The following is a 15,365-nucleotide window of genomic DNA, read 5'->3' as shown; positions in this document are numbered from 1 at the left end:
TATTTTCTCATCATGAAACGGTGTTTAATATAGGTTGAATGTCCTTTCAGTTGGATATTTTTTAAACTACAATTTCCTTATTAAACCAATTTCGGATTGCAGATAAATAATAATAGCTTGTACCATTAAAAACATACGTGATATTAGTCACCATTCAGAAAAGAAAAAACATTAATTCGCACAATTTTTTCTATCTCTATAGAAACTTTCTTGTCTTCCAGATTCATATTGTATAATATTTCTTTTATGCTCATCTCATCGAAATTCATCCTTTTTCATTTTGATGTTCTATAGGTAGATTTTTTAATATACTCTCATCCACTTTGAAATATAATTTTACATTAAATTTATATCTTTACTCAAATTTTGGTAAGCGCTTTGCTTCTGCTCTCGTTTTTATAAATTTATCCAACATGCATCTGGCATACAAAGACAAATGTATGATACTTTACGTAGTAGAGACGATTGATCTAACTTTGTAATAGCAATAACAGTTGCACTTTGTTTATTTGCGTACTGCACCATTTTTAGTACATCCTTCGTACAAGCACAAGTTGAAATAGTGACAAATATATCTTCTTCTCCTAAGTTAGTCGCAAATGGTAACATCATATAGAAATTGGATGGCATCATCGTTTTTAATCCGAGAAGAATAAACTTATTTGTTCCCTCCATTGTTAGTATAGCTGAGCGACTCACACCATAAAATAATATTTTCTTTACATTCAAAATTACAACTGCTATTTCCTCTAATTCTTTTTATTAATTGTAGGAACACTCACTTCAATTGCAGCCTTGTTTACATATGTAACTTTATTAAATAAATTAAACAGTCTATCTTCTGTATTCATCACCGAAAAATCATTAATATTATAATCTGCAATTGTTAATTTTCGGGCAAGTGCTGACTTAAATGCTTTAAAATTTCCTATACCAATAATTTTATAAAAAACACGACAATTACTTCTCTGGATCATGCATTGCTAGACACTTCTTCTATTGTTAAATTAGGAATAATTTCTGGATTCTCCATTATGTATTGAGAAATCTATTTTCAGCTGGTAAAAATTGATCCATATAATTTTCAATTTTTAATAATATCATTGGTACTTTCAAACTCCATGCATAACTACTGCTTTTGTTGTAATCCTACACTCTTTCTGATTGCAGTATATTTATATTAAACAGCCAATCATTTATGGAATCTTAAATAAAGTTAAATTTAAGTACTTAATCAATTTTTCATACGAGAGGGTCTCCTGCAGAATAGTACCTGTATTTTCGTTATACAAAAAAGCTTGTAGCAGCAAGGTTTAAAAATCCCCTTGTTCTACAAGCTTAAGAAGTTGAAAAATGTCCCTCCCTTTGTTTTCGTTCTAATCTATAGAGTTAAATAAACAGAAGGGAAGTAGGAAATACAAAAAATAAGAACATATTCAAGTATTTTTTTTGGAGAAAATACTTGAAAATGCCAGTATAAATAAAATGCTCCAAAGCAATAAAAATCCGTAACAAATAATCATAATCGTTGTAAGTTTAAATACCGAATAACCTAAAATGGTTTGCAAACCAACAAGTAAAACAGCCATGAGCCAAGAAAATCCAGCTATATGTACTAAACGTCGTTGAGTCTGTTTAGAAGATTGCTGATTTATATGTAAAAAACATGCTATTAATGGTATAGTTTGCAAACCATGGAACCCTAATCCATGAAGCCAAATAATATTTCCATGGATTCCTGTTAATCGATCTTGGATAACAATCATCCAAATACCAGCTGCAAAAGCCAAGATTGTAGAGATCATACCATAACGAATGCTCAAGATAAGGATTGGACGCTGATTCATAGAACCTGGGCAAAAGAATTTCCATGCTAATACAATATAATAGAGAATCATAGCGGTAGCAATAAGACCAAATAAGCTTCCAAAAATCCCATCTAATAAATGCCCTTGTTTACTAAAGCGAGGGTTAATACCTCTAAAATGTTGAATGGTCTCTATTCCATAGCTGTATAGTGAAAATAAAATATATGACCAACGAAAAAAAATACGTTTTTTTGAAGTGAATCCTGAGAATGGTAAAATAGCAGCTGTAGTCAATAAAAATAGACCAAGAGCAAAGTTAAATGATAAAGCTTTTGACAAATCTCCTTCAGGATTAATAATAGCTCCATAGATTCCAATAAATATTACACATAAAATTCCTAATAGGAAACCTAGAAATCCAGTAACAGCTAACCATTTTTCTTCTTCAAAAAATGCGAAAATCCTCCTGAAAGCATTTGGGTGTTTTTTATAATTCACTATTGTATCCCCTTTCAAAATTAGTAAACCCTAGTCTGAAAAAACATCTCTAAAATTATGAATATAAAGTAATCTCTTGTAGACCTATACGATTTTTTACATTTCATGAAAGAAAAAATCATATAAGTCTACAAGAGATGCAATAGGATTCCTTTTTACTCATAAATAGCCTTATTGCTCTTTAATATTACTCCAATAATAAATTAAGCTGATGGTGAAAGAATATCTTCTTAATTTATTTTAGATTCATTAAAAATTACAAGATACAAAGGGAATTCAATAACTAGATAAAATTGAATTCCAAAAAATAGGTTTTAAAAAAATATCAATTTTACAACTAAGCAGAGAAAAGTGCTAAGTCATTTCAATAGCATTTTCTAAGACAAGCCTCATGAAGGATCTTTTTAAATAATAAAAAACTTTTTCATAAGACACATCTTTTTAGAGTTAGTTACAATTAATTCTTTTAAGCAAATTACTAGGGAGATGCACCTCTACTCTTACCAGTACCCTCAAAGAACTATTCATGTTTGAACAGTGCGGTTATGTTATTTTGAAAAAAATAACATATTTAATAATATTATATTGTACACATTATTACAATATTAAATAATAACGTTTAAGTTAATTTTAAATAATTCCATTACTTAATAACAGTAATACAACATTTTTTTGGAATATTATTACTATCAACTTCTAAAATTATCTACTATTTCTAATTTCGCTCTTAAGATTACAAAAATATTTATTTCTTAAAACAACTTATAAATCTTCTACGCTGTTGATCTTAGAGAAAAACTATGAATTTATTCATTTAGCGACGTTTTTATCATTATTTTCTGATTAATATCGGTATTTAAATAAAAGCTCACTTACTTTAATTCTATTATGATAGAATTATTTGTGTTCCTTCTATGCATGCATTGTAACTGGATTCTTTACTTACATTGAGCTTGATGAAGTATTTATATCTTGTGACAAAGAAAAAACATCCTAAAAAACGGCAATTTTTATTGTTATTTCACTAACGCTCTAGGGTCTCCTCCCTGTCAAGTAGACAATAAAAAAAGCTATGCAGTGTGCGCTAATTGAGGTTAGATTAAAAATATTGAAATACGATATAAAAGTATCAACGTTTTTTTTTTTTTTTTTTTTTTTTTTGAATATTCGACAAAAAACGACAACATTCCAGTATGCTATTTGTTACTATAATTTCTGCAGCAATTTAGTTGTATATAAAGAAATAAAACTATTCAATATTATAGTACATAGTACTATAAATAATTGGAGAGGTTAAAGTGGATAATTTTACCAAAAACAAGTAGTGATCAGATTTTAGGTAATATATACCATTATTAGGGATTAAAGGGGGGGTTTTTTTGTTAAAAGGCCAAACATTTTTGGTTACTGGTGGAACGCGTGGTATAGGAAAAGCCACTGTTACAGCACTTATTGAATCAGGAGCAAATGTTGTGTTTACTTATCGACATAATAAAGAGGCTGCAGAAGAACTTTGTTCCACATTAGCACATAAAGGTCAGATTTTAGCTATTCAAGCAGATGTTCAAGACTTTTCTCAAGCAAGAGATACGATTGAAAAAGTTAAGGGACATTTCAATGAGTTACATGGATTAGTTATCAATGCTGGAATTACAAGGGACAAGCCTTTTTATATGATGAGTGAGGAAGATTGGGATATTACTATGCAAACTAATCTTAAAGGGACATTTAATTATGCACGAGCTGCTATTTATGATTTCATTAAGCAAAAATATGGAAGAATAGTTTGTGTTAGTTCGGTAAGTGGAATGAAGGGTATTCCTGGACAAGCAAATTATTCTACCACTAAAGCAGGACAAATTGGTTTTGTAAAAACTTTAGCTAAGGAAGTATCTAAATATGGGATAACTGTAAATGCTGTTGCTCCAGGGTTTATAGCAACAGATATGTGGAGAAAAATCCCTGATAATCTTAAAAATAAAATATTAGAGGAGATTCCTCTGGGTAAAGTGGGGGAACCATCTGAAGTTGCAGATGCAATTTGTTTTTTATTGGGGTCTAGTTATATTACTGGTAGCATAATTACAGTTGATGGAGGCCTACAAGCTTAAAGGAAAGTTTAACATGTTATTAAAAGAGTGTGTCAACATGAATTATAAAAATATTGGAGGTATTTATATGAGTGAGCAAAATATTAAAGAAATCTTAAGAAATATCATTTTAGAAATTACAGAAGTGGAGGACCTTAAGGATGATGAAAATTTTGTTGAGGATTTAGGTGTAGATTCAATGATGACTATAGAAATTGTTGCTCGTATTGAAAAAGCGTTCAAGATTGAAGTCCCAGAGAGCTATCTGACTCAATTTACAGATTTAAACCAAACCTATATTTCTGTGAAAGAGATTATGACGAAATGAAGAGACGTATAGCTATTACTGGTCTTGGTGTTCTTTCTCCCATTGGATCTGGATTAGATAAATTTTGGAGTTCATTAATATCTGGTGAAATCGGTACAAAAGAGATAAAGTCTTTTGATACATCAATCTACAATGTTAATCGTGGTGGAGAAGTAACTGATATGGATCCTGCTACGATGTTGAATAAATTAAAGCCTGAAGTAGTGGGGAGAACTTCTCAGTTAGCTGTGGCAGCTTCACGTATGGCTTTGAATGATGCTAAATTCTCAACGGATACATACGATAACGAACGTGTAGGAGTGTGTATGGGTACAACGTTTGGAAATGCTTCTATCGTAGAAGATTCGCATGATATGGAGTTAAGTGGAGATAAAGAGATTTCGTCAGATCTAGTTTTGAATTATCCTATAGCATATATATCTAGTGCTGTATCAACTGAACTTGGTTTTGAAGGGCCAAGCTTAACTATACCAACTGCATGTGCAGCTGGTAATTATGCAATCAGTCGAGGAGTCGATTTGATTCAAGAAGGAGTTATAGATGCAGCCATTGTAGGCGGAGCAGATGGAATATCTAGATGTGGTTATACTGTATTTCATCGACTAGGTGCCATAGCGCCAGAAGTCTGCCAGCCATTTACTCAGGATAGAAAGGGCATGATAGTAAGTGAAGGCGCAGCTAGTTTAGTTTTGGAAGACATGGAAAAAGCAAAACAACGTGGGGCAACCATATATGCTGAACTTATAGGATATGGTTTATCCTGTGATGCATATCATCCTACAGCTCCTCATCCTGAAGGGGTAGGTGCAATATTAGCAATGGAGAGAGCAATAGAAGATGCAAATATAGAAATGAGTGATATTTCTTATATAAGTGCACACGGTACTGGTACTAAAGCCAATGATTATATTGAATCTTATGCAATTTCCTCTATGTTTGGTAAACAGACCGATTCTATTCCAATTAGTTCTATTAAGTCAATGCTGGGACATACTATGGGTGCAGCTAGTGCTATTGAAGCGGTTACATGCGCTTTGGCTATTCGTCATTCTGTGATTCCGCCAACGATGAATGTTACAGAGTTTGATTCTGCATGTGTAAAAAATATTGTGGCAAATAAAGCTGTACATAAATCTATAAATGTTGCTATGAGCAATTCGTTTGCTTTTGGAGGAAATATATCCACTGTTATTCTCAAGGAGGTTACTTCATGAAAAATTCTGAAAACCGTATTGTAGTAACTGGAGTGGGTACGGTGTCCGCATACGGTACAGACGATAAAGCCCTATGGAAAGCTATTCGAGATGGAGATTCTTCCCTCTGTCATAAAAATTCAAATCAATTGGAATCTCCTCAAGCTGTTCGAGTTAATAATTTTAGAGCTTCTGAATTACTAGGTAAAAAGGGTTTGCGGTTTATGCACCCTAGTTCATTATTTTTATCTGCGGCATCTATTTTAGCTTTAAGAGATGCTTCAATAGATGTCGGAACGATAGATGCGGATAAATTAGGAATAGTTGTTAGCACTAACTTTGCTGGATTTAAAATGAGCGCCCAGTACGATCAAACAACTATAACTGAGGGACCAAGATATGTTAGTCCAATGGAATCACCTAATACTATTGCTAACTCCCCTGCATCGTATCTAGCCATTAGGATTCAATCTAGAGCATTTAATACAACGATATCAAGTGGTTCTTGTGCAGGATTGGATGCACTAGGATATGCCATGAGTATGCTGAAAAATAAAAAGGCTGATACTGTAGTTGTTGGTGGCACAGAGGAATGGAACGATGAAATCAATTGGTATTATAAAAAGGCCGGATTGTTACCAAAAAAACACTTTGAACAGGCTGGGAAAATATTCGATTTACAAAGCAGTGGGGTATTACCTGGAGAGGGCTCAGTGGCAGTTGTGTTAGAACGATTAGATGTTGCACTTAAACGTGGGGCGAATATTATGGGGGAACTTGTTTCATGGAATTCTTGTTTTGCTTCAAGTGCTAATAAGGATACTAGAATTAGAGGGTTTATTCGTTGTATGGATAATGTAATTGAAAAATCAAATATTACTAAAGAGAATGTAGATTTTATTGTTTCAGGGGCAAATGGACTACCAGAACAAGATGAAATAGAATTAGCAGCGTTAAATAAAATGTTTGATTATAATCAAACCCCTATATTTGGATTAAAAAGAATAATTGGAGAAACAAGCGGGGCAAATGGTTTATTCCAACTATTTACGTCTTTGCATGCAATACAAAATGGAGTAATTCCTAGCAGTGCTATATATAATAATTCTCATAATCAAAGAAAAAATATAGATAATGTGCTGTTAACTGCAAATGATATTTTCGGAGGAATAAGCTCTATGATCGTTAAGAAATTAATTTAAATTGTATCATGAAGTCTCGTTTTGGAAGTATAAATGAACAAATCCCTTAAAAAGGTCAATTAAACAACTGAACGAAATTGTTTGAACAGTTGAAAAATTAATCGGATGATTTATTTTTCACTTTAGTTTTTGTGGAAAATAGTCATCCTTATGAAAGTAAAGAGTAGTGAAAAGATGTGTATGTAAATAAAGCTAAGAATAGTTTTTAAACATTTTTGTGTCAAGTTATTTGTAGTTTTCTTACTATATGTTTACTATAAGGGTTCACATTCTATACCCAAGATAAATTATTAATAAATGTAAGTGGTAACGGGTTAATTAAAGAAGTTTGTATAGAGTTTTGGTTAAAATATGGTACGGTTTGCTTTGGGTTGAACTATTCATGAAATACCTTTATATAAGGGTTTACAATTTTTTGTATTTTTATTGATAGATTATTTTTGAATTTTAGGTTTAAAAGTAAATATGCGGAGGTTCATATATTTATGTCCTTAAAAGTTAGTTTTAATGAAATTAAAAATCTTTTACCGCAAGTATATCCTTTTATTCTTGTTGATAGGGTAGAACATTATGAAGACTATAAATCAATTATATGCTTGAAAAATATCACAGGAAATGAATGGTGGATTCCAGGACACTTTCCAGATCAAGCTGTTTTGCCTGGGGTTTTAATTATTGAAGGAATTGCTCAAGCGGGAATTTTATTGTTTCAATTAAGTAATAAAAAAATTGATAGACAGGATGAAGTTTCAGTAGATAATAAATCGCCTTTTTTACTAACTTCAGTTAAGACAAGATTTTTAAAGAAAGTTATTCCTGGGGATCAATTAGTTTATCATTGTAATGTAGTCAAGATGACTAGTAGTGCAGGAATTATTGAAGGAATTGCGAAAGTAGATGAAGAAGTTGTTGCTAAAGCAGAACTGGTATTTTGTATAGGTTAATTGTTTTGATATTCATCTCTTGAATATTAAGGTACATAGTTTTTTAGATTAAATGACCATATTCACCATAATTATATATTTGAGAGTAATGCAATGAAGTCAGGTCAGGTATTTGAAATACTCTCATTTTCATTCTATTAGTGAAGATGAGAGTAAATGTGAAAAGTGGTTTAGTTATAGCGTTTTTCAGCTGAATTTTAGTGTGAGAGTATTTTGAAAGACATAATTAAAAAATCTCAACTTTTAATTATATAGCTTAAAAGTATATTTAAAAATAAAGCTATTGCATTTGTAGTTAATATGTTTTTATCTAAATGGTTGAAATATTCTTTTTTTGAGATGATAAGTTTCTTTTCTTATTATCAAGTTCCTATGAAGGTTTTTGATAATAAGTTTACTAATTAAAATTTAAAATTTGAGATTGAATAAAAAATATTAGGAGTGAACTGAATTGGATGTGAAATTATTTTCTTTAACTAATGCACAGAAAAGAATATGGTATACGGATCTACTTCATCCAAACACAACCACATGTATTCTCTCTGGGACAGTACCGTTGAGAGGGAATATTAGTGTGGAGATTCTAGAATGTTCTATTCAAAAGGTTATTCAACAAAATGATGCGTTTCGAATTAAAGTAATCAATGAGAACGGTGAGCCAAGACAATATATTTACCCATATGTTCATGAAAAAATCAAATATATTGATTTTTCTGAATATTCAATTAATTGCAGTGTTGATGAATGGTTTACTATTCATAATGAGAAAAATATGGATTTACATAACTCTCAGTTATATGAATTTATTATTTTTAAAATCAATGATGAAGAATATGGTTACAATTTTAAAATGCACCATATAATATCAGATGGAATTACTATGGCTATGGTTTGTAATCAAATTACTCAAAACTACTTAGACCTGGAAAATGGAACGGTGTCTTCTGGTCAAGAAAAGAACTCTTACATTGACTATATTCATTCTGAATGGGACTACCAAAATTCAGAGCGTTTTCAAAAAGATAGAAACTACTGGCTGAACAAATTTCAATCGCTTCCTGAAGTTACAGAAATCAAACCTAACGATCCACTATTAACAAGTACTAAAGGAAAAAGAAAAAGTTTTGTAATAAATGATAATCTCTATAATGATATCAAATTATTTTGTACCCAAAACAAAATTAATATATTCACCTTCTTTTTATCTGCGTTATATATTTACATGAACAAAATTACTAATGAGCAAGATATTGTTGTCGGAACTAATTATTCAAATAGGTTAACAAAGAAAGAAAAAGATACGATGGGAATGTTTGCGAGTACGGTTGCAGCTAGAATGTTTGTTGAGCCAGAAGAAAAAATATTATCATTTTTACAACGTGTGTCAGTGGAACAATCTAGGGTTATGTTTCATCAAAAATATCCTTATAATGAGCTAATTCAAGATTTAAAGAAAATACATAAAAATCAACATTTATATAGACTTTTTGGTATTGCAATGGAATATCGATCAATGAGCTTAGTGAATTTAAACGAGGTGCAAACTAAGGTCAAACATAATTTTTGTGGAGATATAGAAAATGACTTTCTTATTCGTATAGTTGAAATACTTGATGAAGGGTGCATAGAAATATTTGTAGAATATCGTACTCAATTATTTGAAGAAAAAGAAATCGAAAATTTTATAGAGAAATTTAATACAATTGTTAAATATATGATTAAATATCCTGATGATAACCTATCTATGCTGTCTTTAATCAGTGAAGAGGAAAAGAAATTAATATTAAATGATTTCAATGATACAAAGGCTAAATTCCCAAGTAATAAGAATATTCATCAATTATTCGAAGAACAAGCGGAATGTGTACCAGATAACATTGCAGTTGTATTTGAGAATAAAGAGTTGACATATAGAGAATTAAATGAACGAGCAAATCAGCTAGCACGAACATTAAAATTCCGCGGGATACAGGAAAATCAGCTAGTAGGAATAATGGTAGAACGCTCGTTAGAGATGGTTATTGGAATTCTAGCCATTCTAAAAGCTGGTGGAGCCTATGTGCCTATCGATCCTAATTATCCAGAAGAACGTATTAACTATATGATTCAAGATTCGGGAATTAAGGAGTTATTAATACAAGAGCATATAAAAGAACGCGTAACGTTTGAAGGTACATACATTATATTAGATACTCATGAGTCTTATCATGAAGATGTTTCTAATCTAAACGTAAAGGTGGATTCGACTCAACTAGCGTACGTTATTTATACTTCAGGGACAACTGGAAAACCTAAAGGTACACTAATTGAGCATAAAAATGTCGTCCGCTTATTGTTTAACAGCAAAAATTTATTTGATTTTAATGCTTCGGACACATGGACAATGTTTCATTCATTTTGTTTTGATTTTTCAGTGTGGGAAATGTATGGGGCACTTCTTTATGGTGGGAAGTTAGTTATTGTACCTCAACTAACAGCTAAAAGCCCAGAAGAATTCTTACAATTGTTAAAATCTCACGGAGTAACAATATTGAATCAAACACCCACTTATTTTTATCAATTACTGCATGAAGAATTGCAATATAACAGAAAAGAACTGAATTTAAGAAAGATCATTTTTGGAGGAGAGGCACTTAATCCTTCGATGTTGAAAGAATGGAGATTAAAATATCCATCGACACAGTTAATTAATATGTATGGGATAACGGAAACGACTGTCCATGTCACATATAAAGAAATAACTGAAAATGAAATTGGGGAAGGCAAAAGCAACATTGGAAAACCAATACCTACTTTACAAACCTATATTATGGATGAATATCAACGTCTTCAACCTATTGGAATACAGGGCGAATTATATGTTACAGGTGATGGGTTGGCTAGAGGTTACATGAACCGACCTGATTTAACGGCAGAGAAGTTTGTTGATAACCCATTTATTCAAGGGGAGAAGATGTATAAAACTGGTGACTTAGCGAGATGGTTACCAGATGGAAATATCGAATATTTAGGACGAATTGATGATCAAGTTAAAATTCGTGGTTATCGAATTGAACTAGGTGAGGTGGAAACAGCGCTCTTGAAAGTGGATTCTGTTCAGGAGGCAGTTGTAATTGCATTAGAAAATGAAGAGGGATTAAAGCAATTGTGTGCTTACTTTGTAGGGGATAAGTCATTGATAGCTAGTCAACTTAGAGAAGAATTGTCACAAGAGCTGCCTACATATATGATTCCGTCTTACTTTGTACAATTGGATAAAATGCCGTTAACTTCTAATGGTAAAACTAATCGTAAAGCATTGCCTTCTCCAGAAGGTAGGATGCAAACAGGAATGGAATATGTGGCACCTCAAACAAAGATAGAGAAAATTTTAGTCTCTATTTGGGAGAGTGTATTAGGAATTGAAAATATTGGGTTATTAGACAATTTCTTCGATCTTGGAGGGGATTCTATTAAATCCATCCAAGTTTCTTCAAGACTGTTTCAAGTAGGGTATAAAGTAGGGATGAAAGAATTATTCAAATTTCCAACCATATCCCAGTTGAGTTTATATGTTCAACCAATCAGTAGCAATGTTGAGCAAGGAGAAATAACAGGTAAGATAATGCTAACTCCTATTCAGCATTGGTTTTTTGAGCAGAAGATGGTAGATACACATCACTTTAACCAAGCATTTATGTTAGTTCAGGAACAAGGTTTTGATGAATCAGTACTTTATAAGGTAATGGAAAAACTTGTCGAGCATCACGATGTACTTCGTACAGTATTCTGTCAGAATAAACATGGATATGAGGCTTGGAATAGAGGGATAGTGGAAGGCAAATTGTATAGTCTTGAAGTTATTGACTTAAGAGGAGAAGTTAATCTCGCTCAAAAGATTGAAGCTAAAGCAGATCAAATTCAAAGAAGTATTAATTTAAATGAGGGTCCTTTAATGAGACTTGGATTGTTCCGATGTGCAGAAGGCGACCATTTATTAATTGTTATTCACCATTTGGTGATAGACACGGTTTCATGGCGAATTCTGTTTGAAGATATTAAAACTGGCTATGATCAAGTAGTAAATGGACAAGAGATTAAGTTTCCACAAAAAACTGATTCATTTAAGTTATGGGCGGAGAAATTAGCTCTTTATGCGAATAGTCAGGAAATGGAGAAAGAACGTGAGTATTGGAAACGAATAGAACAGCAAGAAACTGAGGTGCTTCCTAAAGATTTTGACGCTAAGCATATGCTCATCAAGGATAGTGAAAACATCATTATACAATGGACGGAGCAAGAAACAGAGCAATTATTAAAACAAACGCATCGAGCATATAATACGGAAATAAATGATTTGTTGTTAACAGTATTAGGAAAAGCGGTTCATTCTTGGACAGGAATGGAAAAAATTATCGTAAATCTTGAAGGGCACGGAAGAGAACAAATTATTCCGGAAATTGATATCACACGTACTGTAGGCTGGTTTACAAGTCAGTATCCGGTTGTGCTTCATATCGAAACTGGAAAAGGTTTATCTACACATATTAAGACGATTAAAGAAGAACTGCATCAAATTCCGAATAAAGGAATCGGTTACGGGATCTTAAAATATTTATCTGAGTTACAAGAAGACCATACATTTGGATCCCAACCAGAGATTAGCTTTAATTATTTAGGCCAGTTTGATCAAGATCTGCAAAATAGTGCAATGCAGGTATCATCGTATTCAACGGGGACTACGGTGAGTGGGCATCAATTAAGAACTTATGTACTTGATATTAATGGAATAATAACAGATGGGAAATTGCTATTTTCTATCAATTATAGTAACAAACAATATAGGAAAGAAACAATGGAGCAATTTGCTGAATTGATAAGAATAAGCCTTCAGGAAGTCATTGAACATTGCATAAATAAAGATCGAACAGAATTGACACCGAGTGATATTTCATTAAAGGGATTGACCATAGAAGAATTGGAAAATTTAATGAGTCAAATCCAATAAATAGGAGAGAGTGTAAATGCGTAGAGAAGTAGAAAATGTGTATCCATTATCGCCCATGCAAAAGGGAATGCTATTTCACAGCCTGCTTGAGCCACAGTCAGGAGCTTATTTTGAGCAAGTACGGTTTGATCTACATGGTAACATGGATGTTAAAGATTTCGAGAAGAGTGTAAATGATTTAGTAACAAGACATGCTATATTCCGAACAAACTTTTACAATGGGTTGAGAGACGAGCCACTACAAGTTGTATACAAGAATAAGAATATAGAATTTAATTATAAGGATTTGCGCAAGATGAATGAAGAGTATCGCAAGGAATTTGTTAATAAGATTGTGAGGGAAGATAGGGAAAGAGGGTTTAATCTTGCGCAAGATTCCTTGATTCGCATGGTTATTTTACATGTTAAAGAAAACACATATCATTTAATTTGGAGTTTCCATCATATCTTGATGGATGGATGGTGCTTACCGCTTGTTTTCAAAGAATTATTCGAAAACTATTATGCCATCCAGAAGCAGAGAAAGTATAACTGTGCTCCGGTAATTCCATATAGCCAATATGTAGAGTGGTTGGAAGAGCAAGATCAGGAAGAGGCATCAAATTATTGGAGTACCTATTTAGCAGGATATCAGGAGCAAACGTTATTACCAAAAATAAAGTCACAAGGTATGGACGAGACCTATGTTTCAGAGAAGATAGTTTGTAACATGGGAAAAGAACTAACCAAATCGATGAAGCAGGTTGCCAATGATAACCATGTCACAATTAATACGTTGCTGCAAACAGCATGGGGTATTTTACTACAGAAATATAATAATAGTAAGGATGTTGTATTTGGGAGCGTTGTATCCGGAAGGCCAGAAGAAATACCAGGGATAGAAAATATGATTGGTTTATTTATTAATACAATTCCTGTACGTATTCATCATGAGGAAGAAGTGCAATTTGCAGAAGCAATGAAAAAGAACCAAGAGTTAGCTTTAGCATCACATGTATATGATACGTATCCGTTGTATGAGATACAAGCACTTACTGAACAACAACAAAACTTAATCAATCATATTATGGTTTTTGAAAATTACCCTGCGGAAAAACAGATGGGGCATATAGGAATTTGTAATGAAACCGCTCTAGAAATTGCAAATTTAGAAGTGAACGAGCAAACTAACTATGACTTTAACTTAATTGTTATGCCAGGTGAAGAAATCCATATACATTTCCAATACAATGCAAATGTTTATGAACAGGCAACTATAGAGCGAATTCAGGGACATATGATTCAAATTATAAAGCAAGTTGTAAATGATCCTAATATTAGGGTAAGTGAATTAGAACTGTTAACAGAAAGAGAGAAAACGCAGATTTTAGATGTGTTTAATAAGACAGAAATAGAATATTCAAATGAAAAGACAATTCATCAATTGTTCGAAGAACAGGTACAGCGCACGCCTNAAAACGCAGATTTTAGATGTGTTTAATAAGACAGAAATAGAATATTCAAATGAAAAGACAATTCATCAATTGTTCGAAGAACAGGTACAGCGCACGCCTAATCAAGTGGCGGTTGTATTTGAGGATCAGCAATTAACGTATCAAGAACTAAATGAACGAGCGAATCAATTGGCACGAACATTGAAATCTRAAGGAGTAAGGGCGGAGCAGTTAGTTGCGATTATGGCAGAACGTTCGTTAGAAATGATTATTGGGATACTCGGTATTTTGAAATCTGGTGGAGCTTACGTACCAATTGATCCGGAATATCCTGAGGAACGTATTCAGTATATGCTTAAAGACTCTAAAACACAGTTGTTATTATTACAGCACCATTTACAGGATCGTATACCTTTTGAGGGAAAACTTGTGAATTTGAATGATGAAGCTTCTTATCATAAAGATGGATCGAATTTAGAATCAATAGTAACATCTAATCAATTGGCGTATGTGATTTATACNAAAACTTGTGAATTTGAATGATGAAGCTTCTTATCATAAAGATGGATCGAATTTAGAATCAATAGTAACATCTAATCAATTGGCGTATGTGATTTATACTTCGGGTACAACGGGTAAGCCCAAAGGGGTTATGGTAGAGCATCATGGTTTGTGTAATTTAAAATCAGTAATGTATGATACTTTACAAATGAATGAACAAGATAAAGTTGTTCAATTTGCTAGTTTATCATTTGATGCTTCGATTTGGGAAATATTCACTTCCTTATTCTTTGGAGCGACCTTATATATACCTTCAAAGTCAGTGATTTTAGATTACCATTTATTTAATCATTTTATGAATGAAAATAAAATTACAACAGC

Annotated in this window: 8 protein-coding genes and 3 pseudogenes; 8 read left to right on the top strand and 3 right to left on the bottom strand. The window is 32.3% G+C overall.

The features are described from left to right. Positions 1–185 precede the first annotated feature (185 nt). The 3 genes and pseudogenes from murQ to AZF08_RS05690 form a co-directional block, all read right to left on the bottom strand. A pseudogene (gene murQ, locus AZF08_RS31960) lies at positions 186–310 on the bottom strand (N-acetylmuramic acid 6-phosphate etherase); the annotation flags it as partial. Between the two features lie 107 nt (positions 311–417). After that, a pseudogene (locus AZF08_RS28420) lies at positions 418–1,116 on the bottom strand (MurR/RpiR family transcriptional regulator); the annotation flags it as partial. A 320-nt stretch (positions 1,117–1,436) separates the two neighbouring features. Then, positions 1,437–2,306, bottom strand: coding sequence for a hypothetical protein (locus AZF08_RS05690; RefSeq protein ID WP_051725728.1), 870 nt, complete (start codon positions 2,304–2,306; stop codon positions 1,437–1,439). A gap of 1,379 nt (positions 2,307–3,685) precedes the next feature. Here AZF08_RS05690 and fabG point away from each other — a divergent pair. The 8 genes and pseudogenes from fabG to AZF08_RS32100 all read left to right on the top strand — a co-directional run. Beyond that, positions 3,686–4,417 (top strand): 3-oxoacyl-ACP reductase FabG, encoded by a 732-nt coding sequence (fabG, locus tag AZF08_RS05685; RefSeq protein WP_033678927.1) that lies wholly within the window; start codon positions 3,686–3,688, stop codon positions 4,415–4,417. A gap of 67 nt (positions 4,418–4,484) precedes the next feature. Further along, on the top strand, positions 4,485–4,724 hold the full coding sequence (locus AZF08_RS05680; RefSeq protein ID WP_033678928.1) for an acyl carrier protein: 240 nt from the start codon (positions 4,485–4,487) through the stop codon (positions 4,722–4,724). Then, positions 4,721–5,938 carry a beta-ketoacyl-[acyl-carrier-protein] synthase family protein gene (locus AZF08_RS05675; RefSeq protein WP_033678926.1) on the top strand — a complete coding sequence of 406 codons (1,218 nt, stop codon included), beginning with the start codon at positions 4,721–4,723 and terminating at the stop codon, positions 5,936–5,938. Before AZF08_RS05680 ends, AZF08_RS05675 begins: the two co-directional genes overlap by 4 nt. Further along, positions 5,935–7,119 (top strand): beta-ketoacyl-[acyl-carrier-protein] synthase family protein, encoded by a 1,185-nt coding sequence (locus AZF08_RS05670; RefSeq protein ID WP_033678925.1) that lies wholly within the window; start codon positions 5,935–5,937, stop codon positions 7,117–7,119. Before AZF08_RS05675 ends, AZF08_RS05670 begins: the two co-directional genes overlap by 4 nt. A 485-nt stretch (positions 7,120–7,604) precedes the next feature. Then, positions 7,605–8,063, top strand: coding sequence for a 3-hydroxyacyl-ACP dehydratase FabZ (gene fabZ, locus AZF08_RS05665; protein WP_033678924.1), 459 nt, complete (start codon positions 7,605–7,607; stop codon positions 8,061–8,063). Positions 8,064–8,520: 457 nt separating this feature from the next. Further along, positions 8,521–13,050 carry a non-ribosomal peptide synthetase gene (locus AZF08_RS05660; RefSeq protein ID WP_235190149.1) on the top strand — a complete coding sequence of 1,510 codons (4,530 nt, stop codon included), beginning with the start codon at positions 8,521–8,523 and terminating at the stop codon, positions 13,048–13,050. 16 nt (positions 13,051–13,066) lie between these two features. Continuing rightward, on the top strand, positions 13,067–14,530 hold the full coding sequence (locus AZF08_RS05655) for a condensation domain-containing protein (protein WP_063177248.1): 1,464 nt from the start codon (positions 13,067–13,069) through the stop codon (positions 14,528–14,530). Beyond that, a pseudogene (locus AZF08_RS32100) lies at positions 14,511–15,365 on the top strand (AMP-binding protein); the annotation flags it as partial. The gene AZF08_RS05655 and the pseudogene AZF08_RS32100, both read left to right, overlap by 20 nt.

Source organism: Bacillus gaemokensis (assembly GCF_001590835.1).
Lineage (GTDB): Bacteria > Bacillota > Bacilli > Bacillales > Bacillaceae_G > Bacillus_A > Bacillus_A gaemokensis.
This window is presented reverse-complemented; position numbering and strand designations above follow the sequence as displayed.